The sequence below is a fragment of the Flavobacterium lipolyticum genome (assembly GCF_020905335.1).
Taxonomy (GTDB): Bacteria; Bacteroidota; Bacteroidia; order Flavobacteriales; family Flavobacteriaceae; genus Flavobacterium; species Flavobacterium lipolyticum.
Genome location: NZ_JAJJMN010000001.1, coordinates 610,046 through 632,565, shown reverse-complemented (window position 1 = coordinate 632,565; position 22,520 = coordinate 610,046). Strand labels below are relative to the sequence as shown.

Annotated in this window: 24 protein-coding genes; 16 read left to right on the top strand and 8 right to left on the bottom strand. The window is 35.8% G+C overall.

Annotated features, from left to right (window positions below; translation table 11 throughout):
• Nucleotides 1-3 precede the first annotated feature (3 nt).
• The gene (locus LNQ34_RS02690; RefSeq protein ID WP_202700879.1) at nt 4-993 is read left to right on the top strand and encodes a PorP/SprF family type IX secretion system membrane protein; all 990 of its coding nucleotides are present in this window, start codon (nt 4-6) and stop codon (nt 991-993) included.
• A gap of 62 nt (nt 994-1,055) precedes the next feature.
• Here the strand turns inward: LNQ34_RS02690 and LNQ34_RS02685 are convergent, their stop codons facing one another.
• Nucleotides 1,056-2,021 carry a T9SS C-terminal target domain-containing protein gene (locus tag LNQ34_RS02685; protein ID WP_229998587.1) on the bottom strand — a complete coding sequence of 322 codons (966 nt, stop codon included), beginning with the start codon at nt 2,019-2,021 and terminating at the stop codon, nt 1,056-1,058.
• Nucleotides 2,022-2,181: 160 nt separating this feature from the next.
• Between LNQ34_RS02685 and LNQ34_RS02680 the strand changes: the two genes are divergently transcribed.
• Nucleotides 2,182-3,600 (top strand): undecaprenyl-phosphate glucose phosphotransferase, encoded by a 1,419-nt coding sequence (locus LNQ34_RS02680; RefSeq protein ID WP_202700877.1) that lies wholly within the window; start codon nt 2,182-2,184, stop codon nt 3,598-3,600.
• A 6-nt stretch (nt 3,601-3,606) separates the two neighbouring features.
• On the opposite strand, the gene LNQ34_RS02675 is transcribed toward LNQ34_RS02680, so the two are convergent.
• The gene (locus LNQ34_RS02675) at nt 3,607-4,344 is read right to left on the bottom strand and encodes a tyrosine-protein phosphatase (RefSeq protein WP_229998586.1); all 738 of its coding nucleotides are present in this window, start codon (nt 4,342-4,344) and stop codon (nt 3,607-3,609) included.
• A 115-nt stretch (nt 4,345-4,459) separates the two neighbouring features.
• Between LNQ34_RS02675 and LNQ34_RS02670 the strand changes: the two genes are divergently transcribed.
• Complete coding sequence (locus LNQ34_RS02670) at nt 4,460-5,644, top strand: DUF5009 domain-containing protein (RefSeq protein ID WP_202700875.1); 1,185 nt, start codon at nt 4,460-4,462, stop codon at nt 5,642-5,644.
• 99 nt (nt 5,645-5,743) lie between these two features.
• Here the strand turns inward: LNQ34_RS02670 and LNQ34_RS02665 are convergent, their stop codons facing one another.
• The gene (locus tag LNQ34_RS02665; RefSeq protein WP_229998585.1) at nt 5,744-6,133 is read right to left on the bottom strand and encodes a hypothetical protein; all 390 of its coding nucleotides are present in this window, start codon (nt 6,131-6,133) and stop codon (nt 5,744-5,746) included.
• A gap of 12 nt (nt 6,134-6,145) precedes the next feature.
• Nucleotides 6,146-6,727, bottom strand: a complete 582-nt coding sequence (locus tag LNQ34_RS02660; RefSeq protein ID WP_229998584.1) for a hypothetical protein — start codon at nt 6,725-6,727, stop codon at nt 6,146-6,148.
• Nucleotides 6,728-6,946: 219 nt separating this feature from the next.
• Here LNQ34_RS02660 and LNQ34_RS02655 point away from each other — a divergent pair, with 219 nt between their 5' ends.
• The 10 genes from LNQ34_RS02655 to ftsY all read left to right on the top strand — a co-directional run bounded on the left by LNQ34_RS02655 (nt 6,947) and on the right by ftsY (nt 14,761).
• The gene (locus tag LNQ34_RS02655) at nt 6,947-8,110 is read left to right on the top strand and encodes a glycosyltransferase family 2 protein (RefSeq protein ID WP_229998583.1); all 1,164 of its coding nucleotides are present in this window, start codon (nt 6,947-6,949) and stop codon (nt 8,108-8,110) included.
• 84 nt (nt 8,111-8,194) lie between these two features.
• Complete coding sequence (locus LNQ34_RS02650; protein ID WP_202700871.1) at nt 8,195-9,508, top strand: dihydrolipoamide acetyltransferase family protein; 1,314 nt, start codon at nt 8,195-8,197, stop codon at nt 9,506-9,508.
• Between the two features lie 217 nt (nt 9,509-9,725).
• Nucleotides 9,726-10,496, top strand: coding sequence for a 3'-5' exonuclease (locus LNQ34_RS02645; protein WP_229998582.1), 771 nt, complete (start codon nt 9,726-9,728; stop codon nt 10,494-10,496).
• 90 nt (nt 10,497-10,586) lie between these two features.
• Nucleotides 10,587-11,198 carry a fumarylacetoacetate hydrolase family protein gene (locus LNQ34_RS02640; protein WP_202700869.1) on the top strand — a complete coding sequence of 204 codons (612 nt, stop codon included), beginning with the start codon at nt 10,587-10,589 and terminating at the stop codon, nt 11,196-11,198.
• Nucleotides 11,198-11,542, top strand: a complete 345-nt coding sequence (locus LNQ34_RS02635) for an Hpt domain-containing protein (protein ID WP_140505522.1) — start codon at nt 11,198-11,200, stop codon at nt 11,540-11,542. Before LNQ34_RS02640 ends, LNQ34_RS02635 begins: the two co-directional genes overlap by 1 nt.
• A 122-nt stretch (nt 11,543-11,664) precedes the next feature.
• The gene (locus tag LNQ34_RS02630) at nt 11,665-12,918 is read left to right on the top strand and encodes a CinA family nicotinamide mononucleotide deamidase-related protein (RefSeq protein ID WP_202700868.1); all 1,254 of its coding nucleotides are present in this window, start codon (nt 11,665-11,667) and stop codon (nt 12,916-12,918) included.
• A 71-nt stretch (nt 12,919-12,989) separates the two neighbouring features.
• Nucleotides 12,990-13,226, top strand: a complete 237-nt coding sequence (gene rpmB, locus LNQ34_RS02625) for a 50S ribosomal protein L28 (RefSeq protein WP_008468080.1) — start codon at nt 12,990-12,992, stop codon at nt 13,224-13,226.
• 27 nt (nt 13,227-13,253) lie between these two features.
• Nucleotides 13,254-13,436, top strand: coding sequence for a 50S ribosomal protein L33 (gene rpmG / locus LNQ34_RS02620; protein ID WP_017495179.1), 183 nt, complete (start codon nt 13,254-13,256; stop codon nt 13,434-13,436).
• 50 nt (nt 13,437-13,486) lie between these two features.
• Complete coding sequence (locus LNQ34_RS02615) at nt 13,487-13,639, top strand: DUF4295 domain-containing protein (RefSeq protein WP_008468081.1); 153 nt, start codon at nt 13,487-13,489, stop codon at nt 13,637-13,639.
• Nucleotides 13,640-13,807: 168 nt separating this feature from the next.
• Entirely contained in the window at nt 13,808-14,761 is a 954-nt protein-coding gene (ftsY, locus tag LNQ34_RS02610; RefSeq protein ID WP_017495180.1) for a signal recognition particle-docking protein FtsY, read from the top strand.
• Nucleotides 14,762-15,032: 271 nt separating this feature from the next.
• Here the strand turns inward: ftsY and LNQ34_RS02605 are convergent, their stop codons facing one another.
• Nucleotides 15,033-16,103, bottom strand: coding sequence for a serine hydrolase domain-containing protein (locus LNQ34_RS02605; RefSeq protein WP_229998581.1), 1,071 nt, complete (start codon nt 16,101-16,103; stop codon nt 15,033-15,035).
• 262 nt (nt 16,104-16,365) lie between these two features.
• On the opposite strand from LNQ34_RS02605, the gene LNQ34_RS02600 reads away from it, so the two are divergent.
• Complete coding sequence (locus LNQ34_RS02600) at nt 16,366-16,806, top strand: hypothetical protein (RefSeq protein WP_202700866.1); 441 nt, start codon at nt 16,366-16,368, stop codon at nt 16,804-16,806.
• Complete coding sequence (locus tag LNQ34_RS02595) at nt 16,787-17,083, top strand: DciA family protein (RefSeq protein WP_017495184.1); 297 nt, start codon at nt 16,787-16,789, stop codon at nt 17,081-17,083. Before LNQ34_RS02600 ends, LNQ34_RS02595 begins: the two co-directional genes overlap by 20 nt.
• A gap of 170 nt (nt 17,084-17,253) precedes the next feature.
• Here LNQ34_RS02595 and LNQ34_RS02590 read toward each other — a convergent pair whose 3' ends face one another.
• From LNQ34_RS02590 to bshC, 3 genes are all read right to left on the bottom strand, one after another.
• Nucleotides 17,254-17,673 (bottom strand): nucleoside-diphosphate kinase, encoded by a 420-nt coding sequence (locus tag LNQ34_RS02590; RefSeq protein ID WP_017495185.1) that lies wholly within the window; start codon nt 17,671-17,673, stop codon nt 17,254-17,256.
• A 210-nt stretch (nt 17,674-17,883) separates the two neighbouring features.
• Nucleotides 17,884-19,155, bottom strand: coding sequence for an acyltransferase family protein (locus LNQ34_RS02585; protein WP_229998580.1), 1,272 nt, complete (start codon nt 19,153-19,155; stop codon nt 17,884-17,886).
• A gap of 110 nt (nt 19,156-19,265) precedes the next feature.
• Nucleotides 19,266-20,855: a bacillithiol biosynthesis cysteine-adding enzyme BshC gene (gene bshC / locus LNQ34_RS02580; RefSeq protein ID WP_229998579.1), complete on the bottom strand. Its 1,590-nt coding sequence runs from the start codon at nt 20,853-20,855 to the stop codon at nt 19,266-19,268.
• Nucleotides 20,856-21,198: 343 nt separating this feature from the next.
• On the opposite strand from bshC, the gene LNQ34_RS02575 reads away from it, so the two are divergent.
• A complete protein-coding gene (locus LNQ34_RS02575; protein WP_229998578.1) occupies nt 21,199-22,476 on the top strand; it encodes an MFS transporter in 1,278 nt (425 codons plus the stop codon).
• Nucleotides 22,477-22,520 lie beyond the last annotated feature (44 nt).

Below are 22,520 nucleotides of genomic sequence, written 5' to 3'. Positions count from 1 at the left end.
TGTATGAAATTAAATCTTTTTATCATAATCCTGGCATGTTGTTTTTTTTCAGAAACAAGAGCTCAGGATCCCATTTTTACACAGTATTTCTTAATTCCGGAAACACTTAATCCCGGTTTCAGTGGGTTTAGAGAAACTACTTACGCAGGTATTATTCATAGAGAACAATGGCCGGATTTAGATCTAAAAATGGATACCGATTATGCCTTTATTAATACTTGGAATGAAAATATGAACAGCGGTTATGGATTGAGTGTTTTAAATCAAAGACAGAATGTAAACCATTATAGTTATACACAAATTAATGGGAACTATGCCTATAAAGTAGAGTATAATGATACCTGGGTTTTTCGACCGGCAATTGAAGTAGGTTTTGGGGTAAAGTCATTCGGTTTTCAAAATCTATTGCTTGAAGATCAGATAAACATAAAAACAGGTACAATTAACCCCACTTCAATTGATCCAATACTAAAAAATGATAAAATCAATTTCTTTGATGTATCAGCGGGAATGGTTTTCAATACCGAAAGTCTATGGATTAGTTTGTCTATGAAACATCTTAACAGACCCGATATATCTTTTACAACAAACGGAAATGCACGTTTAGATTCTTTCTTTTCTTTAAGCTCAGGTTACAAATTTCTATTGGCGGATTATGTCGATGTCGTATTTTTGCCGTATGAAGCCAAGATGCTTGTTACATCAAACTATATGCAACAAGGGCGTTATAATCGATTTGATATAGGTACATCAGTCCTATTCGAAAATATATATTTTGGAGCAACAGTAACTACTAACCCGTCAAAAAACGATATTGGGAATCAATTACTGACTTCGATAAATTTTTTTACAGGACTACAGTACGAAAATTTGAAATTAGGTGTTTCTTATGATATGAATACCTCTAATATTGGAAGGACAGGGGGTGTTTATGAAGTTTTATTAACCTATCAATTTGATTCTTATGCAAAATGTTTCGGTTGCCCGCATTAAACAGAGAAGCAATCGTTTCAATTTTCATTGATTGTGAAACTGAAAGAGATATTATTTGTGAATTAATTATGAAGGTAGAAACTTAGTAGAGAACTCAAATCGAAATAATGAAGCTGCTGGGGTACATAAAGGATCGGTTTTCGAATGAGGGATTCATTGGTTAAATAATAATGCAGACCGTCATGAGTTGCAATTCCTTCTATTTGATGGAAGGGTAGCTTCAGTTTAATCCTTCGTTTATTTCCCGACAGAAAATCAGTGTTTTTGAAATCGTACAAAAGATACAAAAAGGGTTTGCCAAGTTTAGAGTACCCACAAAGAACAATTGTTTTTTTAGACGCTAAATAAGTCGCGCCGGTCACCAGGCCTTTTGTGTTTAAGGTGTGTTTTAGTCGTGCAACGTGAGAACCCGCTTGGTTAGACAAAACGTAAATGTTGGTTTTAGATGTTTTCCATTGTTTGGTAAATAAATAAATGCTGTCTTTGGACACGATGAATGCTTCGCAGTCAAAATTAGCAGTGTTTGGTTTTTTTGCAGAAAAATCAGTTTGGTCGGCGTATTGAAAGGAAATTTTTTCAATTGCAGGATTTCCTTCCAAGAACGATTTTTTCTCTATTTTTAGAATGTTCAGATCGGTTCTGTTACCGAAGTAGTTGTTCCCGAAATCTCCAAGGTATATAAAAGAACTGTCTTGTGAAATCTCTTCCCAGTCGTGATTGATAACCTGTTTCAGAACAACTTTTTTTCGAATTTTACCCACTGAATCCAATCCGTAAATTGTGGTGTCATGATCGTCATTGTGCGTCCAGAGTAAATTATCGAAAGCAATCAATCCAGAGGTTTCTTTAATCGAATCGCTCAGGAGTTTAGAATATAGGGGGCTGAGGTGGATTTTTTTATAGTTGCAGCTTCCGTCGTTAACTGTCGCAGCGGTATTGTAATTTTTAGAAAGCGGGTCGGTACAGCTTAAAACTTGAGCATTAGCAAAAGAGACAGTCAGGCAAAAGAGTAAAAAAGTCTTAATCATGGTCTGCAATATTAAATTTGCATAATATAAAAGTAAACTTTTAAAGATAGATTTTAAATAATGCTGAAAAATATAATTAAAATACTATTTTGCACTATTAATTTTTTAACTGATTTTTAATCAGTTTTTATTTCGCTTAGAGTAAGTATATATCCCCGATATGGAAATTTTACAGAAACTGTCGCATTATCGTTTTTCGCGCTATTTCAAGCTTTTATTTGTTTGCGTTGATGTTGTGTTGTTAAATCTGGCAACAGTACTTTCTGCACTGACAAGATTTGGCAGTTTAGACAAGCTTTTATTAAAAGAAGAACGTACAGTTTCATTGCTGGCAATTTTAATTTGGGTAGCCTTATTGTTTCAAAATGATTCCAATAGAAGCGTAAGAGTAGAACCTATCGAATCAATATTGGTCAGAACTGTTAAGAAGTTAGTGATTCACGCTGCTTTGATTTCCATTTTTGTGGTGTATCTCAAATACAATGAGATCTCAAGACTCAGACTGCTTTCTTTTTATTTGATTTTTTTTGGATTACTGATGATCTCCCGCTATTTGTCCATGAAACTTTTAAAGTACATCAGAAGTCGTGGGTATAATTTTAAAACATTTATTATTGTAGGAGCAAACGAGGCAGGAGAAAGAATGCGTAAGATACTCGCAAAAGATCTGACGTACGGTTATAAATTTTTAGGTTTTTTTGATGAGAGCAGAAGTCACTCAATTATTGATGCTACTTCAGTGTTAGGCGATTTTAGTGCCATTCATAAATTTGTAGTCGGAAGAAAGGTCGACGAAATGTACGTGGCACTGCATATTGATCAAATTGAGGTTATTAATAAATTGACACAGATTTGTGAGCAAAACATGGTGCGTATTAAGTTTATTCCCGATTTTCAGCAGTATACAAAGTCCAGTAAGGTAGAAGTGACGTTTTATGAAAACACACCGGTTTTGATGTTCCGAACGGAGCCTTTGGAGTTTGCTGTGAACCGACTGATAAAAAAAGTTTTTGATGTTGTTTTTTCACTTTCCGTAATCTTGCTGGTATTTCCGTGGCTCTTTCCTGTTATTATGCTGATCATTAAAATTGAATCGCCGGGACCTGTGTTTTTCAAGCAGGAAAGATCGGGGCGCGACAACCGGTCGTTTATGTGTTATAAATTCAGGAGTATGCGTGTTAATCGTTTGGCCCATAAAAAACAAGCTGAGAAAGGAGATAGCCGTGTTACAAAATTTGGTTCTTTTATTCGCAAAACAAGTATTGATGAGCTGCCACAGTTTTTCAATGTTTTCTTAGGAGATATGTCGGTCGTAGGGCCGAGACCTCATATGGTGAATCTCGCTAAAGAATACAGCGATTTGATTAATAATTACTTAGTGCGTCAGTATGCCAAACCCGGAATTACTGGCTGGGCACAGGTCAATGGCTATCGTGGCGAAACCAAAGAGTTAGTCGATATGGAAAACAGAGTGGAATATGACATTTGGTATATCGAGAACTGGAGCCTGATGCTGGATATTAAAATCATTATAAAAACGATCATCAACATCGTAAATGGAGAAGAAAACGCCTATTAGTATGCTCTAGAATTTAAAAAACTGATTGTTGGCAATGACTTCTTTTAAGTTAACAATATTGCCGTTTTTTATTTTCTGGTCAAAAGCTCTGATGTGATTCATGTGATGGACATCAGTTCCGGTGAAATCATACATTCCTTTTCTAAGAAGTTCTTCAGCAGTTTTACAAATATGCTCTCCATAATACCCTACGACAGCCAATAAATTTAATTGAAATAAACATCCTACTTTCTTCAGTTTCTCATATTCATTAAAATCTTTTCGATAGTATACATAACGTTCCGGATGTGCCAGAACCGGAATATATCCTGCGACCTGTAGTTCAAAAAGAGTTTTATACAAGTGAATAGGAGCGTTTTGATAGGAGAGCTCTACCAGTACATAATTGTCTTTTAAAGTGAGAAGTTTTTCGTTTTTAAAATGATTTTCAAACCAATCATCGATAAAATATTCTGCAGCAGCCTGAAAAGGAATTTGAATGTGGTTTTCTTCCAATAAAAGCTTAGTTTCTTGCTGTTTTGTGGTAATAATCTGAGCCGAATTATTCCATACATAATGATTGATATGCGGAGTGGTGGTAAATTGTGAAACTCCCATTTCCTGAAACGCACGGACAAGCTTTATGGTATCGGTTATGGTTTTCGCGCCATCGTCAATTCCGGGTAACAGATGTGAGTGAATATCAACGTAAGGATCAGACAGCAGATCTTTTAAAAGAGGTTTTGATTTAAAAAAGGATAACATGTTGCAAAAGTATGCAAATAAGAAGAATTTGTGATGGATTAATTTTAATGAAACTAATACAATTGGTCATTTCATAAAAATATTATATTTGAGATTCCTAAAAATCTAATCATTTATGAAAGTAAAAGAAAATTTATACCATCAAAGGATCATTTCGATAGACGCTTTGCGCGGAATCACAATTTTTGTTATGATTTTTGTAAATGAATTGGCCAGTGTTGTAAATGTCCCTCAATGGATGAAACACATGCCGGCAGATGCTGATGCGATGACTTTTGTAGATTTGGTTTTTCCGGCTTTCTTGTTTATTGTCGGAATGTCAGTTCCGTTTGCTTTTAATGCCCGATTGATTAAAGGAGATAGCGTAAGAACAATTTGGACACATACTTTGAAAAGAGCTTTGGCTCTGATTATTATCGGTGTTTTTATGGTCAATGCATCAGATGGTTACGATGCTGCAAAAATGGTTATTTCACCCGCATTTTGGGGATTTTTAGCTTTTGCAATGCCAATACCAATTTGGAACAAATATGCGAAAGACTTTCCTGTTTGGTTAAAAAATACACTTCAGTATGGCGGAATAGCAGTTCTGATAACACTTTACTTTTTATATGTTCAGACTGATGGTACTATTGGGATGACGCCTCAATGGTGGGGGATCCTGGGGCTAATTGGCTGGGCTTATCTTATTTCAGTAATTTATTATTGGCTGGTTTCAGGCAAATTGTGGGCAATGATTGTCTTTTTAATACTATGTGTTTCTCTAAACTCCGCTAATTTGACCCAAAGTTTACATTTACCGGAGTGGCTGCGTTTTATTGCCGGACATTTAACACACGCTACCTTGGTAACGGCAGGAATAATAATTTCATTATTGTTTTTTGATCAAAAAATCGAAAAGAAAATCAACTGGCCTGTTATTGGGTTCATTGCATTGTTTTTCTCATTCGGATTTTTTCTTCGTCAATATTATGGAATTTCAAAAATACAGGGTACTCCTGCCTGGACATTGCTGTCAGCCGGAATTTGTACGGTTTTGTTCTATTTTCTGTTTTGGCTGATGGAAGTTAAAAAACAAACCCAATGGAGTAATTTCTTTATGCCCGCTGCTGCAAATCCGTTACTGATTTACATTTTACCGGGGGCTATTTATTATTTCTGCAAAGCTTTGAATATTCATATTATTCCGGGTTATTTTCGTGAAGGAGTTCCGGGGATCATCTGGTCTTTAGTTTTTTCGACGATCATGCTTTATGTGATGAAAATCTGTAACAAATACAAAATTCAGCTGCATTTGTAGAGGGAAAGGATTTTCAAGTCTCAGGTTTCAGGTTTCAGGTTTCAGGTGCAGTTTGAACTTGAAACCTGAAACTTGAAATTTTTCAACAAGAACAAACGCTCAGCGTACCCTTTTAAACGAAATCGGCCCCGTTCTGTTCTTGTTGTCGATAAAAGTGCCTTCCAGTGTATTTCCATCTTCAGACAAAATCAGCGTATGTGTTCCCTGAGTTGCCCAGCCCTCAATAGGTAAGGTGACATCTACGGTATAAACAATGGTGTTTCCGGTTCTTTTCCCCGTGCCGCTTTCCACAAATTTTTGCCCTTTCCATTCCAGGTAATGGGAGAAAATTACTTTTCCGTTTTGTTCCGATACAATTGCGACAGCGTTTTGTACGCCCGGATTAATGTCTTCCCAAACGCCGTTAATATCGATTTTTTTCGATTGGCTATAGCTGTTATTTGAAAAGAATAGAGCAGTAAAAAGTAAAAGACAAAGCTTTGTTTTCATATTTTTTTTAAATTAAAGAGTAACTGATTTTATTTCTAAAAAAGCTCCTGAAACCGGATGGTAATTCACAAAATTGAATTTGCATAAATTATGAATGTTCAGAAGTTTCCCGTTTGGAAGACCGTCCTGTCTGAAAGCTGTCCATTTAATTTTGATCGTTTTAAACTGATTAGGAGATGCAGGTAAATCAACTCTTGGGTGAGAACCGCCATGTACACAACCGGTTCCTTCTTCGTTTCCTTCACGCGCCTGAAGTTTGATGAGGTGAGAAGATTTATACGTAATGCTCACAAATTTAGAAGCATCTGATAAATTGGTCGGAGCACCGTCATTAGAATCAGAAGGGGTAATCAGGACGTTCAGTTCAATTTCACCCGATGGATTGTCTTTTGCCGTGACTTTTACAATCCTTTTTTCTTGCCGAACCTGGTTTATGGTTTCCTGACTCTCAACAGCAGGGCCGGCAATATACCAAGTAGAAGTTTGAACTAAATTTGCTTTTGGACTTTTAAAAAGGGTAAAGGCAGTTAATAGAAAAACGATACTTGTTAGCACGAGTAAAGAAGGAACTTTAATTGGAGTTTTGATTTCCATACAGAAGTTTTTAATCAAAAATATACTTTTTTGAATTGCGTTGCTGTTTTTCTTTCGGATTCAGTGGGAATATTTCAGATTGCTTTTTCAGCCTGTTTTTAGTTTTTCGAGTTAGAAGTTTGATAGCCTATTTTGATGTTCGTAAAAAACGACTGATCATTATCATCAGGATTGGCTGAAAATTTCTAACTTTCCAAAAAATCTATTTCGTTATTTTTCATGCAATTATCGGTTATTATTCTCAATTATAATGTACGTTACTTTCTGGAACAATGTGTTTTAAGTGTTCAGGAAGCTATTTCGTCACTTGATGCTGAAATCATTGTGGTTGATAATAATTCATCAGATGAGAGTTGTTTGATGATGAAAACGAAGTTTCCGGGAGTAAAACTAATTCAGAATGATACCAACTATGGTTTTCCAAAAGGGAACAATATCGGAGTGGCGGAGGCTCGCGGAAAGTACGTTTGCATTCTGAATCCCGATACGGTTGTTGCTGAAAATACGTTTAAGAAAATTTTGAATTTCGCTGACAGACAAGTCAATTTAGGGATTGTAGGTTGTAAACTAATCGATGGTACCGGAGTTTTTTTGCCCGAAAGCAAACGCGGAATTCCAACTCCCTGGGTAGCTTTTACCAAAATTTTCGGACTGTATAAGATCTTTCCAAATTGGAAATTGTTTAATCAGTATTATGCCCAGCATTTAGGAACAAATGAAAGCGGGAAAGTTGATGTTTTAGTGGGAGCCTTCATGTTAATGACGCGTGATTTGTACATTGAATTAGAAGGTTTTGACGAAAAATGTTTCATGTATGCAGATGATATTGACTTGTCGTATCGTGCACTGCAAAAAAAGAAATCCAATTACTATTTTCACGAAACGACCGTTTTGCATTATAAAGGAGAAAGTACGGTAAAAGACGAAAAATACATGAAACGTTTCCAGGAGGCGATGAATTTTTTCTATCAGAAGCATTTCAGAAAATCATGGTTTTTTGAATTTTTCATTCAAATTGGTATTTGGTTCTTTTCATTTGTAAAAATGTTTGAGGGAAAAACAAAATCAAAACCCTTACCTGAAAGAGTCCTTTTTTACTCTTCAAATCGAATTTTGTCTGAAAAATTACCTGAAATTCTAAAAAATAAAGTCCGCTTTTTAGATTTCAAAAAAGAAAAAATGGTAAATTCGTGCCAGCTTTTTGAGGGTAAAAGAGTTGAGATTATTTTGGATAATCAGTATGTTTCATTCAAAAAATGTATCAAAATCATAGAAACTCTTAAAGATAAGAACATTACTTTTAAGATTTTCCCCAAAAATACAAATTTTATTATTGGGAGTAATTCACGGAATGACAGAGGGCAAATCGTAAAAATCGAGTAAAAAATTATATTAAGTGTAATTTATATTCAAAATATTCAGTAATTTCGCAATCTGAAAATCAAAATCACCTTTTAGATTAACAATATGGCAAGATTTGAATTGAAACTTCCTAAAATGGGAGAAAGTGTCGCTGAAGCAACTATTACAAACTGGTTGAAAGAAGTTGGAGACAAAATTGAAGCTGATGAAGCAGTACTGGAAATTGCAACGGATAAGGTTGACAGTGAAGTACCAAGCGAGGTATCAGGAGTTTTGATTGAGCAATTGTTCGGTAAAGACGATTTGGTTCAGGTAGGACAAACTATTGCAATTATTGAAACAGAAGGTGATGCACCGGCTGTTAAGGCAGTAGAGACTGCTGCTCCGGCAGAAGTTACTGAAATCGAAAAAACTATCGAAGTTGCTAAAGATGCTGTAGCTGCACCGCAGGATTTTTCAGGATCGGATAAATTCTTTTCTCCATTAGTAAAAAATATTGCTAAAGAGGAGGGCGTTTCTGTAGCTGAATTAGAGCGTATTGCAGGTTCAGGCAAAGACGGCCGCGTAACAAAAGAAGATATTTTAAAATATATTGAAGCTCGTAAATCGGGTGCTCAGGCTCCGCAAGCAGTTGTCGAAGCTCCAAAAGCAGTTCAGCCTGCAGCTCCGGTTCAAAAAAGCCAGCAAGCCGTTCCGGTATCTGTAAACGGAGGTGATGAAATTGTTGAAATGGACAGAATGCGTAAGCTGATTTCAGGTTACATGGTAGCTTCGGTACAAACTTCGGCACACGTACAATCGTTTATTGAAGTAGACGTAACTAACATTGTAAAATGGAGAGATAAAGTAAAAAGCGCTTTTGAGAAGAGAGAAGGCGAGAAGCTTACGTTTACTCCAATTATGATGGAAGCAGTGGCTAAAGCTTTAAAAGATTTCCCTGGTATGAATATTTCTGTTGATGGCGAATACATCATCAAAAAGAAAAATATAAATTTAGGTATGGCGGCAGCTTTACCAAACGGAAACTTAATTGTTCCGGTAATTAAAAATGCCGATCAGCTGAATTTGGTTGGAATGGCTAAAGCGGTGAACGATTTAGGTAACCGTGCAAAAGCCGGAAAATTGAAACCGGACGATACACAAGGCGGAACTTATACGGTGACTAATGTTGGAACTTTCGGAAGTGTTTTCGGAACTCCAATTATCAATCAGCCACAAGTTGGAATCCTGGCTTTGGGAGCTATTCGTAAAGTGCCTGCGGTTATTGAAACTCCGGAAGGAGATTTTATCGGAATCCGTCAAAAAATGTTCTTATCACATTCTTACGACCATAGAGTAGTAGATGGTGCTCTGGGAGGAAGTTTTGTGAAAAGAGTTGCTGAATATTTAGAAGCTTTTGATGTGAACAGAGATTTTTAAATTCTGTTTTAAAAATAAGTTAAACCCGGGAATTTGTATAAATTCCCGGGTTTTTTGTTTTGTAAGAAAAGGTTAAGAAAACAAACATTAGCCGACTTTGCGAACCTATTTAAAAGTTAAAATCGCGGAATTACGCCCCTTTTTGTTTAAAAAAGTCGGGAATAGAAGAGGAATTTCGGCTTTAAAAATTACATTTGTAATCTTATAAAAATTAAAAATGGAACTCAAACTCAACAAACCAATTTGCTTTTTTGATCTTGAAACAACCGGAATTGATATCGGTAAAGATCGAATTGTAGAAATTTCGATATTCAAAGTTTTTCCAAACGGAAATAAAGAAAGTAAAACCTGGTTAGTGAATCCTACGATTCCAATTCCGCCGCAAACAACTGCTGTTCACGGTATCACGGATGAGAAAGTAGCAAATGAACCTGCTTTTTCAGAATTGGCACCACAGGTTTACAATATGATTAAAGACAGTGATTTGGGTGGTTTTAATTCAGATCGGTTCGATATTCCGTTGTTAGCAGAAGAATTGCTGCGTGCCGGAGTTGATTTTGATATGAAGAACAAAGTTTCGGTGGATGTACAAACGATTTTTCATAAAATGGAAGAGCGTACTTTAAGTGCTGCATTGAAATTCTATTGTGGAAAGAGTCTGGAGAATGCACATTCTGCAGAAGCCGATACAATGGCGACCTATGAAATCCTAAAAGCACAATTAGACCGTTATCCGGAATTGGAAAACGATATGAAATCGTTGTCTGAATTTACCACCCGTAAAAAAATCGCCGATTTTGCCGGAATGATTGCTTTTGATAAAGACAACGAAGAAATTTTTACTTTTGGAAAACACAAAGGTGCTAAAGTAGATAAAGTCTTAGAAAGTGAACCTGGCTATTTCAGCTGGATTCAAAATGCCGATTTTCCTTTGTATACCAAAAAAGTACTTACGGCTATAAAATTAAGAAAATTAAATACGAAATAAGGTTCTGAGTTGCTAAGGTTCTGAGGTGCTAATTTTTTTGCATAGTTTCTTAGAGTCTTAGTGGCTTAGAGTCTTAGAATCTATAGAAAAATGAAAATCATCTGTATCGGTAGAAATTATACCAATCACATTGAAGAGCTAAAAAACGAGCGTCCTGCAGAACCGGTAGTCTTTATGAAACCGGATTCGGCAGTTTTATTGAAACAGCATCCGTTCGTAATCCCCGAATTTTCTGAAGAAATTCATCACGAATTAGAAGTAATTGTTAAAATTAGTAAGGTTGGAAAATACATCGAACCTAAATTTGCACACAAGTACTATGACGAAATTAGTGTTGGGATTGACTTTACAGCCAGAGATTTACAGGAAAAATTAAAGGCGAAAGGATTGCCTTGGGAAAAAGCAAAAGCTTTTGATGGCTCTGCGGTTATTGGAGAGTTTTTACCAAAGAGTGATTTTGTTTCGATGGAAAATCTTACATTTGAGCTGACGAAAAATTCTGAAACCGTTCAAAAAGGAAATACGAGTTTCATGCTTTGGAAAATTGATGAGCTTGTTTCGTATGTGTCGCAGTTTTTTACATTAAAAATTGGAGATATTATTTTTACAGGAACACCGGAAGGTGTTGCTGCGGTTAAGCCGAATGACGTTTTAGAAGGCTTTTTAGAAGATAAAAAATTATTCAGAATACAAGTAAAGTAATGGCTTTAAAATACAACCTTTCGAAAGTATATGCACTTTCAGACAATGATCCGGAATTTGTAAATGAAATTCTTAAATTGTTTGTTACTGAAGTTCCTGAAGATTTAAAACAAATCAAAGAAGGGATTAAAAAGAAGGATCATAAGTATGCCTATTCTTATGCACATAAAATAAAACCTACATTGGACTTAATGGGGTTGAATGTTGCTTTTGAGGAAATTCTTCAAGTAGAAGCCTGGACCAAAGCCGAAGGCAAGAAAAAAGAAATTATCGAAACTTTTAAGAGTATTAAGTTACAGGTAAAAGAAGCTATCAAAGAGATTAAAAAAGACTTTGATCTGTAAATCTTTGATCTGATTCTTTTTTTTGCAAAAGCAAGCCATGTCTGGCATTCGTATAAAATCACGGCAGCAATATTCTTTATTATAATAATTGGACTTACGATAAGTAAAAATAATTCACAGCTATGAAAGCAAGCATTATTACTATTGGAGATGAAATTTTAATAGGTCAGATTGTAGATACTAACTCGGGTTTTATTGCAAAATCACTGGATCGCATTGGTGTCGAAGTTCATGAAATGATTTCGATAAGTGACGATAAAAAACATATTTTAGACACATTTGCCCAATTGCAGAACAAAGTTGATCTGGTTATTGTAACCGGTGGTTTGGGGCCTACAAAAGACGACGTCACAAGAAAAACATTTTGCGAGTATTTTGAGGATGAGCTGGTGGTGGATGCTAAAGTTTTGGCTCACGTGACGGAGTTAATTGAAGGTTTTTACAAACGCCCAATTTCGCAGTTGAATAAAGATCAGGCTCTGGTTCCTTCCAAATGTACCGTTTTGCACAACAAAGTGGGTACGGCTCCGGGCATGTGGATGAAAAAAGAAAATACTGTTTTTGTTTCGCTTCCGGGAGTTCCGTATGAAATGAAGTATTTAGTCGAAGAAGAAATAATTCCTAAAATAATTCGCGAGTACAAGCGTCCGTATATCATTCATAAGACAATTTTGACTTATGGTCAGGGCGAGAGTTTAGTTGCAGAACGTATTGAAGACTGGGAGAATAATCTGCCGGAATTTATCAAGTTGGCCTATCTGCCCAATCCCGGGCGAGTGCGTTTGCGTTTGTCGGCCAGAGGAACCAATAAAGAAGAGCTTGAAGCGGCAATTGAAGAAAATGTAAAGTCTTTAGATGCTATAATTCATGATATTATAGTGGGATATGAGGATAACGAAACTATTGAAACGGTAGTGGGTAAGATCTTAACCAAACAAAATAAAACGATCTCAACTGCCGAAAGTTTTACCGGAGGAAAAATTGCCTCCATTTTGTCGGCAATTCCGGGAGCTTCTGCTTATTTTAAGGGCAGTGTGGTTTCCTATGCAACAGAGGCGAAGGTCAATGTTCTTGGGGTTTCACAGGACTTGATTGATAAGTTTTCGGTAGTAAGTGCTGAGGTTGCGTCGGCTATGGCTTTGAATGTGAAGGAGATGCTGAAAACAGATTATGCAATTGCGACAACCGGAAACGCCGGACCGACAAAAGGAGACTCTGAAGCTGAAATTGGAGCTGTTTTTATCGCTTTGGCAACTCCGGAGGGTATAATCGTAGAAGAATTCAACTTTGGTCAACCCCGTGAAAAAGTGATAGATAGAGCAGTGAATAAGAGTTTAGAAATTTTGAAGAAAGAAATTTTAAAAATTGTGCAATAATTTTTTGCTACAATGGTTTATTTTTCTTTTCTTTGCACCCTGATTTTGAATAACGATAAAAGTAAAGTATAATGTCAAGAGTTTGTGACCTTACAGGTAAAAGAGCGATGGTAGGAAATAACGTTTCTCACGCTATGAACAAAACTAAGAGAAAGTTTTCTGTAAACTTAGTTAAAAAGCGTTTTTATCTTCCAGAAGAAGATAGATGGATTACTCTTAGAGTAGCAGCATCTACGATAAAAACAATTAATAAAAATGGAATCACTGCTGTTTTGAAAAAAGCACAGTCAGAAGGATTTATCAAATAATCTTTTCCTAAATAAATATATAGCAAGATGGCAAAGAAAGGTAATAGAATCCAGGTGATTTTAGAATGTACTGAACACAAGACTTCTGGTGTTGCAGGTACTTCAAGATACATAACAACTAAGAACAAGAAAAATACTCCGGACAGATTAGAGATTAAAAAATTTAATCCAATCTTGAAACGTGTAACTGTTCATAAAGAAATTAAGTAATTAATTAGAGATTTTTATTTAAATTAAAAATTTCAAATAACATTTGAATCATGGCAAAGAAAACCGTAGCATCGTTACAAACATCTTCTAAGAGATTATCAAAAGCCATCAAAATGGTAAAATCTCCTAAAACTGGTGCATATACATTCGTAGAATCTATTATGGCTCCTGAAGAAGTTGATGAGTTCTTGAAAAAGAAATAATAACAATCACAGTATATAGAAAAGCTACTTTCATTCGGAAGTAGCTTTTTTATTTTTTATATTTGTCTAAAATTTAAAGAAACATGACTAATTTTAAGTTTCCTTAAAGATTAAAGATTATTTGGGTTTTATTATCCCATAATCTAAAAAACTAACAACCTATAAAAAATGAGTTTTTTTAAAAAATTATTCTCTACTGATAAGAAAGAGACTTTAGACAAAGGTCTTGAAAAATCAAAAACTAGTTTTTTCTCCAAGTTAAGCAAAGCTGTCGCGGGAAAATCTAAAGTCGACGATGATGTTCTGGATGATCTGGAAGAGATTTTAGTAGCTTCTGATGTTGGAGTCAACACAACGCTGAAAGTAATCTCCAGAATCGAGAAACGTGTTGCCGCAGATAAATATTTAGGAACAGACGAGCTGAATCAGATTCTTCGTGAGGAAATAGGTGCTTTATTGTCTGAAACCAATACAGGCGAAGCAACGGAATTTGAGATTCCAAAAAATAAAAAACCATACGTTTTAATGGTTGTAGGTGTTAATGGAGTAGGTAAGACTACTACAATTGGTAAATTAGCGTATCAGTTTAAAAAATCCGGTTATAAAGTCGTTTTAGGAGCTGCCGATACTTTTCGTGCTGCTGCTATCGATCAATTGCAGGTTTGGGCAGATCGTGTAGATGTTCCAATTGTGAGACAAAATATGGGTAGTGATCCTGCTTCTGTCGCTTTCGACACGCTGCAATCTGCCGTAGCACAAAATGCCGATGTGGTGATTATAGATACAGCCGGACGTTTGCACAATAAAATCAATTTGATGAATGAGCTTACAAAAGTAAAACGTGTCATGCAAAAGGTTGTAGAAGATGCTCCGCATGATGTGCTTTTAGTTTTAGACGGTTCTACAGGGCAAAATGCTTTTGAGCAGGCCAAACAATTTACTGCTGCCACCGAAGTTACTTCTCTTGCTGTAACTAAACTTGACGGAACAGCTAAAGGCGGTGTGGTAATTGGTATTTCAGATCAGTTTCAGATTCCTGTAAAATACATTGGAGTTGGAGAAGGAATTGAAGATCTTCAGGTCTTTAATAAATATGAATTTGTGGATAGTTTTTTTAAATAATTTATAATGGGTTTCGAATCTTTAAAAAATATATCAGCGATAGCTTTTTATTTTGCCAGTGTGATATGTTTTGTTTTAGCAAATGTATTGAAAGATAGTAATCTTTCCGTTTATTATGCTTTGCTGGTAATCGGAATAGTTTTATTCTTTTTAGGAGTTTTTAAAAGAATGCGAACTAATCGTTAATAGCAGCACACAGATATTATTTCAAAAAAATAACAAGCTTTAAATAGTAATGTTTTCGAAAGCATTTCTATTTAAAGCTTTTTTGTTACTGATACAAAGCATTAATCTTCTCCCATAAAGTTTTGTCAAAATCGGATAAGGCCAGATTAACACTGTCCGCAGCATCTCCCATTCTGATGACTACCATTTTTTTACCGGGTATGACATATATTTTTTGGTCATTTTTACCTAAAGCCATAAACATATCGGTTGGTCCGCTTGGGATTATGCTTCCCTGAAAAGTAAGTTGTGATTGAGGTAAATGATAAGAACTTTTTCCGTTCAGCCACCATAAATAACCGTATCCTAAATTGATGTTCTGAGAAGTTGTAGTTGCTTCATTGAAATAGGCCTCGTTGAGTATTGTGTTATTTTCCCATTTTCCTTTGTTCAGTATTAAAAGTCCAAAACGCGCCATACTTCTGGAGGTGCTGGTGTAAACGCTATTGGCACCAATTTGTACCCAATTTCCATTCATCCCGATTTTGTCTCTTAATTTGGTGTTGAAATAATTTTCCCAGCTTTGTCCGCTTGCTTTTGCAACAACATCTTGTAGTTTTACATAAACATTATGATAGGCCCATCTTGTTCCGGCGTCGGCTTTATAGACTAGATTAGCAGGATTTACATCGTCTGTGCTGTCGTCCAGCCCGGAGGTCATAGTCAATAAATGTTTACAGGTAATTAAATTTTCTTTGGGTAAAGTTTCACTTGTCCATCCTTCTCCCAAATACTGGGAAACTTTATTATTGATATTTAACAGATTTTCTTGTTGGGCAATTCCTGTAACAGTAGAGGTTAACGTTTTTCCGGCGCTGGCCCAATACCAATTGGTAGTTGCTGAATGCCTGTTAAAATAGTTCTCTAAAACAATTCGCCCGTTAACCAGTATAATGAACGATTTGGAATGTTTTAGTTCCAAATAATCTAAAAGTGGCTGAACAGCAGCCTGATTCCATTTAAGATCAGCGATTGACTTTGTTTCCCAGTTTGTTCCGGTTACTGGAGGGAAATACATGTTTTCTGTGGGAACTGTAATTGGTTCTGACTCAGACGAATCTTTGCTGCAGCCTGTTAAGAGGATAGCAATCAGTATGGTGCAAATAGCTTTGGTCATGTTTTTTTATTTTGGTTTGAGGTTTGACCAGAAAGATATAAAATAGTTTAAATGGTTTTGTGATTTTTTGCTTCTTATGAGGTTTTTAAGTTTAACTTTGCAGGTTCATCTTTCTTTTGAAAAGAGAAATTTCAGTCCGCTGGAAAACATTGTTTTTTTGTACTATTTACTGTAAAAATGAAGGTATATAGCGGTTAATTGTTTTTTTGGACCGGGATTTTTCAAGGAGAAAAGAGAAGAGTAGAATTTTAAAAATTATAGTATGAGAAACACTTTTATGATTTTGGTTTTATCGCTTTTGTTGATAAGCTGTAAACAAGAAATTAAACCTGCTGATATTGCAAAACTGAATGGTTATTGGGAAATTGAGAAAGTAGTTTTTGATAAAGGTGAGGACAAAGATTACGGAATGAACGAAAATTTCGATTATTTCAATATCAAAGGAACTAAAGGAACACGAACCAAGGTGATGGCGCAGCTGGATGGAACTTTTTTAACAACAGATACTTTTGAAGATGTATCGGTTCGATTTAAAGGAGATCAGGTTTTCCTGGATTATAAAACAGATTATGCAAAGTGGAGCGAAGAATTGATTTCTATTTCTGACGAGACTTTTGTAGTAAAGAACGATCAGAATAAAGAATATCATTATAAAAAAACCGGACCTGTAAATTTATTAAACGATGGCAAAAAGACTAAATAGTGAAAGCACGATTGGAGCTGTTTTGCAGCAGATTATCCAAGTGAATAAGTTAGGTGCCGGAATGGACCAGATTGATGTAAAAGAGGCCTGGAGGCAGTTGATGGGGAATGGCGTGAATACGTATACCAAAAATGTTGTTCTGAAAGGAAGTACATTGTATGTCGAGCTGGGATCGGCAGTTTTGCGTGAAGAATTAAGTCACGGTAAAAGCAAGATTGTAAAAATGATCAACGAGGAGTTAGGCCGTGAAGTGGTGAAAGAAGTTGTTTTACGTTAGATTTTTTTGACTGGCTTAGACTAACTTAGACTCCTTAGGTTTTTAAATGTTTGATTTTGGCTGGGATGTTATAAAAGAAAACCCGTTTCATTTGAAACGGGTTTTCTTTTATGCCTTTTCTAAGATCTAAGAAGTCTAACATCTAACAATCTAAGAAAGTCTAAAAAATATTAGAATTGCTCTCTTCCTGCGAAGTGGAATGCACCTTCGATAGCTGCATTTTCATCGCTGTCAGAACCGTGTACTGCGTTTTCTCCGATTGAAGTCGCGTATGCTTTACGGATAGTTCCTTCAGCAGCTTCAGCTGGATTTGTAGCTCCAATTAAAGTTCTGAAATCTTCTACTGCATTGTCTTTTTCTAAAATTGCAGCAACAATTGGTCCGCGAGACATGAATTCAACTAATTCTCCGTAGAAAGGTCTTTCTGCGTGAACTGCGTAGAATGCTTGAGCATCAGCTACAGTAAGTTGAGTTAATTTTAATGAAACGATTTTGAAACCTCCATTAGTAATCATTGCTAAGATATTTCCGATGTGTCCGTTTTGAACTGCATCCGGCTTAATCATTGTAAAAGTTCTATTTGTTGCCATTTTATTGCTTATTTTTAATTTCGTGCAAAAGTATACTTTTTTTATGAATTGATTTTAATAAATTCATAATTAAAACTCTAACAAATGATGTTTTGGTAAAGAAAAATGAAAAATAGTACTCATAGGAGTTGTCAATTTGTTTTAATGTGAGGAAGAAAAAAAGAGACGCGTTTTTGCGTCTCTTGTAATCGAAGTGGATATAGCTTATTTTTAAACTTTAAAAATCAGTTTGTTTTTGTAGAAAATCCATAGTATAAAAGTCCAGATTCCAACATAAGTTAATGCTCCTGCTAATGAGGCTGTCATTGGATTGTTAAAGAAAGGAGCAATACCGAATTGGTACAAATAATTTAAAAGATTGATCTGTTCTTCTGGATGTTGCGGGTTCTTAAACTGAACCATCACTAATGCCTGAGGGATAATCTGAGAGAAGAAAAATACAATCATTGGATTGACTCCCCAGATTAAAAACAATTTTAGACCCTTTTTGTAGGCTGCAATGTCAATGATGTAATATAGGAATGCTAAACAAGCAGTTGCCAGTCCTGTAGTGTATAAGACATAACTGCTGGTCCAAAGCGATTTGTTGATAGGGAAGAAGGCGTTCCAGATTAGCCCTCCAATGATTAAGGCAACACCTGCAGCTATCATTTTAACGGCTTTCTGTTTTGGTGTAATTTCACGCTGTAAAATCTGACCAATCAATAAACCAATGATTCCGTTCACGATTGACGGAATGGTACTTAGAACTCCTTCAGGATCCCAGGTTATGGTTCCGCGATACATATGTCCTTCCAGTAATACACCATCGAGCCAGGAAGCTAAGTTGGTTTCTTTTTCTAAATTAGGCGCTCCGATTCCGGGAACGGGAATTAAAGTCATTATGGCCCAATAGCCCAGTAATAAAGTAATACCGGTTATGATCTGTGTTTTTTGAGTTGTTTTTAAGTACAATAGAGAAACGACAAAATATACAATCGCAATTCGTTGTAAAACACCCGGTAATCGCACATCGTGGTAGGCTTCGATCCCGCTGTAAGCCAGAAACAGATAAACAAACAAAATTGAAAATGCCAGTATGTTTTTGATTTTCGAACTGAAATTGCCCATCAAAGCATAGCCAACTGCCACAGTGATAATCAATCGGCCGATAAGAAGCGGAATTCCTTCAAGGCCAAAAAGCTGTATTTTTCCAAAATAATTAAAGAAAATTCCAAGGCCGAGCATGCGTAGCGAACGAACCAGAATTTTGTTGAAGGTAGTACTGTCCCAGGTTTTGGTTGGCATTGCCAGGGGTACCGCAACTCCCATGATGAAAATAAAAAACGGAAACACTAAGTCGGTTGGCGTACAGCCATGCCATTCGGAGTGTAGTAACGGGGCGTAGACATTTCCCCAATCTCCCGGGTTGTTTACAATAGTCATTAATAAAATAGTCAATCCTCTAAAGACATCTAATGATATCAGGCGCTCTCTGGTCATAATTTTGGTAAATAGGTTAATTTTTTTTTTTAAAGGTTACTATTTGGTTAGAGCCGCAATAATTTCAGAAGAGGCGGTTATTTATTCTGATGACTATTACTTTTTTATTTTTAGATCGTGATAATATTAAAATTCGTTTCTAAAGGTTTTAAATTTTGTATTAAAAGAGGAATCAATTCTTCTCCTTTTTCCAGATAAAATTCAGAAAAATTGGTTTGACGCTCCTGTAAACTCTGATTGGGAAACAATTCACATTGTAAATCAACAACGCGTTGTATTTCTGAATCCAGTTTTCGTTTTTGTGCTTTCAATAATCTTTTCTCGAGATTGTCTAAGCCTTTCTTTTGCTTTACTTCCTGAGCTTTTACAGCTCCCGTAAAGGATTTATCAGTTTGTTGTGCTAATTCGTAAAGATATTCAAATTGTTTGACCAGCATTTCTTTTTGTGGCGTTAAATCAATTGGAAAACCAGATAATTTATGTGTAATAGCATTTACTAAATCTGTGGGTTTAGTAAATAAATCTTTCCAGTGAAGTCCAAGTGTATCTGCTTTTTTAGCTTGTTTTTCGGTACTTAAAAGTACTGAATTACGAACCAGTAACATTGGGAAAGTAATGTTCACAGCATCAAAAAAAGATTTTAATTCCAGCCAGTAAGCAATTTCTCCTCCTCCGCCAATGTAGCATAAATTTGGAAGAATAATTTCCTGATATAACGGACGCATGATTACATTCGGACTGAATTTTTCGGGATTGCTTTCGAGTAGATTGAAAATTTCTTCTTTCGAAAATGATATTTTAGTATGGTTGACAACATATCGGTCTTTTTCTACTATAATTCGCTCACGGAGTTGGTCTTCAATGTAAAACAAATTGATTTCACGAGGATTTACCTGAATGGTGTAATCATTAAATTTTGAGATTGTTTCCTGAACCGCTTTGAAAGCCGTTTGCTGCTCCAATTCTTCTTTAATATACGGAATGAAAGCGCGTTTTAAATCTGCTGAATCTGCGTCTAAAATCACTAAACCGTACGATTCGAATAAGCTGTTTGCCAGAAAACGTGTGGCATCGGCAAGATTTTCATGCTTCAGATAGGCTTCTTCAAAGAGTTTTTTTAAGAAGTTGGCATTTGTACTCGAACCCAAATCTTTGGAGTAGATTTCAAAAAAATCTTCTAAACCTTCTGTCGATAGTCTTCCAACCGGACCGGTGCTTTCTTTGTTCCAACGGAATTTTTTTCCTTTAAAATTAAAATAATTAATCTCTTCAAAATCGTGATCTTCAGTTGCCATCCAATAAACCGGAACAAAATTATGAGCAGGATATTTTGATTTCAGTTCCGTAGTGAGATTAATCGTCGAAATGATTTTGTATAAAAAATACAAAGGACCGCTAAACAGGTTTAGCTGGTGTCCGGTTGTAATTGTAAAAGTATTTGGGAGTGCTAAATGCTCGATATTCTCTTTGGTCGAATCTGAAATTTTGATGTTTTCGTATTGCTTTTTTAGCGTTTCAACAAGGGGGACACGGTTTGCATGGTCGAAATTAGCCTGCTTGTCAAGGATTTGTTTCTCAAAGTTTTCAAGCGTAGGAAAGTGATTGTACAGTGATTGTAATTCGGGTTTTTGATCTAAATAATCTTGTATCAATTTAGAGAAATATCCTGAGTTTTGATAGCTGATACAGTCGGTAGGCATAGTTTTAGGTTTATTTTTGATAGCTGTAAATTTAATCAAAATATGTACTTAAATCCTTTTTTAACGAATGCTTAAGATTTGATTTTTATGCTTTGAATTAAGTTGTTGTAAATCAGTGTTTTGATTTTGTTGTCTCTTTTTTTATTGTAAGAAATGTTTTGTGAATGATTAGGGTGTTTGATTTGTTATTTTTGTTAAAATTCTGAGAGTAATTTAAAAGTATTGTTTGGTTATGGGTGTTATTAATAATGAAATTCTATTTTTGCAAACAAATATTTGTTGTGCAGAAGAAGCTGATTTATTTTTTGCAGTAATAGTTAAAAGAAAACAATAGTAAAGCCGAATGGAAAATAACCCGAAACAGAAGAACTCCTTAAAACATGTTCTCTTTGGTTCCTTGATTGGTACCACCATAGAATTTTTTGATTTCTATATTTATGCCAATGCTGCCGTATTGGTTTTTCCACAACTATTTTTCCCCGGTTCAGACCCGACTATGGCAACCCTGGAATCTTTAGCTACCTTTTCGATTGCTTTTTTATCACGCCCGTTAGGTTCCGCTTTTTTTGGACATTATGGAGATAAAATCGGGCGTAAATTTACTTTGGTGGCAGCATTATTAACGATGGGTATTTCAACGGTTACGATAGGATTTTTACCCGGTTATGCCAGTATTGGTGTTGCTGCTCCTTTATTGTTAATGCTGTGTCGATTTGGGCAAGGTGTAGGTTTAGGAGGCGAATGGGGTGGTGCTGTTTTATTGGCGATCGAAAATGCACCTCCGGATAAACGTGCCTGGTACGGAATGTTTCCGCAATTGGGCGCTCCTATTGGATTGCTGCTTTCGGGTGGAACTTTTTTAATTCTTACAGACACGATGACCAATGAAAACTTTATGGATTATGGCTGGAGAATTCCTTTCATAGCAAGTTCGCTTTTGGTTGTTGTGGGGTTTTATATCCGAACAAAAATTACCGAAACGCCTTCATTTGAAAGCGCTAAAAAAGAAAAGGAAGAAGTTAAAGTTCCTTTTTTAACTTTGATTAAGTCGTATCGAAATCAATTGATTTTTGGAACATTGTCGGCTGTTACCACCTTTTTGGTTTTTTACCTGATGACCGTTTTTACTTTAAGCTGGATCACTTCAGATTTGGGGATTACCAAAAGAGATGCATTATTGGTTCAGCTGTTCTCTGTTTTGTTTTTTGCTCTTTTTATTCCGGTTTCGGCAGTTGTTGCCGATAAGATCGGACGACGCAAAATGTTACTTATTGCAACCGCAGCCATAGCGCTTTTCGGGTTTTTGTTTTCTTCTTTTTTAAGTAAAGGAAATATCATTCTCATTACCACTTTTGCCTGTACCGGAATGGCTCTGATGGGATTCACTTATGGACCTTTGGGAACTTTCCTGTCGGAATTATTTCCAACAAATGTCCGTTATTCCGGAGCTTCCTTAACGTTTAATTTGGCCGGAATTCTGGGTGCGGCGTTTGCGCCTATGATCGCCATTTGGCTGGCAAGTACTTACGGTTTAAATTATGTTGGATTTTATCTGACTGGTGCCGCGCTAATTTCGTTGGTTTCTTTTTTAATGATTAGTAAAGACGAACATAAGTTTTAAGTGTAACAGAAACATCGCAAAGTTTAGTATTGATAAAGCTTTGC

What these genes read in the sequence shown, in the direction of transcription:
- LNQ34_RS02585 (WP_229998580.1), bottom strand. Translation starts at nt 19,155, where the DNA reads ATGACCAGAGAGCGCCTGATATCATTAGATGTCTTTAGAGGATTGACT.
- LNQ34_RS02680 (WP_202700877.1), top strand. Translation starts at nt 2,182, where the DNA reads ATGGAAATTTTACAGAAACTGTCGCATTATCGTTTTTCGCGCTATTTC.
- ftsY (WP_017495180.1), top strand. Translation starts at nt 13,808, where the DNA reads ATGAGTTTTTTTAAAAAATTATTCTCTACTGATAAGAAAGAGACTTTA.
- LNQ34_RS02670 (WP_202700875.1), top strand. Translation starts at nt 4,460, where the DNA reads ATGAAAGTAAAAGAAAATTTATACCATCAAAGGATCATTTCGATAGAC.
- LNQ34_RS02650 (WP_202700871.1), top strand. Translation starts at nt 8,195, where the DNA reads ATGGCAAGATTTGAATTGAAACTTCCTAAAATGGGAGAAAGTGTCGCT.
- LNQ34_RS02655 (WP_229998583.1), top strand. Translation starts at nt 6,947, where the DNA reads ATGCAATTATCGGTTATTATTCTCAATTATAATGTACGTTACTTTCTG.
- LNQ34_RS02605 (WP_229998581.1), bottom strand. Translation starts at nt 16,103, where the DNA reads ATGACCAAAGCTATTTGCACCATACTGATTGCTATCCTCTTAACAGGC.
- LNQ34_RS02640 (WP_202700869.1), top strand. Translation starts at nt 10,587, where the DNA reads ATGAAAATCATCTGTATCGGTAGAAATTATACCAATCACATTGAAGAG.
- LNQ34_RS02665 (WP_229998585.1), bottom strand. Translation starts at nt 6,133, where the DNA reads ATGAAAACAAAGCTTTGTCTTTTACTTTTTACTGCTCTATTCTTTTCA.
- LNQ34_RS02690 (WP_202700879.1), top strand. Translation starts at nt 4, where the DNA reads ATGAAATTAAATCTTTTTATCATAATCCTGGCATGTTGTTTTTTTTCA.
- LNQ34_RS02630 (WP_202700868.1), top strand. Translation starts at nt 11,665, where the DNA reads ATGAAAGCAAGCATTATTACTATTGGAGATGAAATTTTAATAGGTCAG.
- LNQ34_RS02635 (WP_140505522.1), top strand. Translation starts at nt 11,198, where the DNA reads ATGGCTTTAAAATACAACCTTTCGAAAGTATATGCACTTTCAGACAAT.
- LNQ34_RS02595 (WP_017495184.1), top strand. Translation starts at nt 16,787, where the DNA reads ATGGCAAAAAGACTAAATAGTGAAAGCACGATTGGAGCTGTTTTGCAG.
- LNQ34_RS02675 (WP_229998586.1), bottom strand. Translation starts at nt 4,344, where the DNA reads ATGTTATCCTTTTTTAAATCAAAACCTCTTTTAAAAGATCTGCTGTCT.
- LNQ34_RS02660 (WP_229998584.1), bottom strand. Translation starts at nt 6,727, where the DNA reads ATGGAAATCAAAACTCCAATTAAAGTTCCTTCTTTACTCGTGCTAACA.
- LNQ34_RS02645 (WP_229998582.1), top strand. Translation starts at nt 9,726, where the DNA reads ATGGAACTCAAACTCAACAAACCAATTTGCTTTTTTGATCTTGAAACA.
- LNQ34_RS02590 (WP_017495185.1), bottom strand. Translation starts at nt 17,673, where the DNA reads ATGGCAACAAATAGAACTTTTACAATGATTAAGCCGGATGCAGTTCAA.
- rpmG (WP_017495179.1), top strand. Translation starts at nt 13,254, where the DNA reads ATGGCAAAGAAAGGTAATAGAATCCAGGTGATTTTAGAATGTACTGAA.
- bshC (WP_229998579.1), bottom strand. Translation starts at nt 20,855, where the DNA reads ATGCCTACCGACTGTATCAGCTATCAAAACTCAGGATATTTCTCTAAA.
- LNQ34_RS02615 (WP_008468081.1), top strand. Translation starts at nt 13,487, where the DNA reads ATGGCAAAGAAAACCGTAGCATCGTTACAAACATCTTCTAAGAGATTA.
- LNQ34_RS02600 (WP_202700866.1), top strand. Translation starts at nt 16,366, where the DNA reads ATGAGAAACACTTTTATGATTTTGGTTTTATCGCTTTTGTTGATAAGC.
- rpmB (WP_008468080.1), top strand. Translation starts at nt 12,990, where the DNA reads ATGTCAAGAGTTTGTGACCTTACAGGTAAAAGAGCGATGGTAGGAAAT.
- LNQ34_RS02575 (WP_229998578.1), top strand. Translation starts at nt 21,199, where the DNA reads ATGGAAAATAACCCGAAACAGAAGAACTCCTTAAAACATGTTCTCTTT.
- LNQ34_RS02685 (WP_229998587.1), bottom strand. Translation starts at nt 2,021, where the DNA reads ATGATTAAGACTTTTTTACTCTTTTGCCTGACTGTCTCTTTTGCTAAT.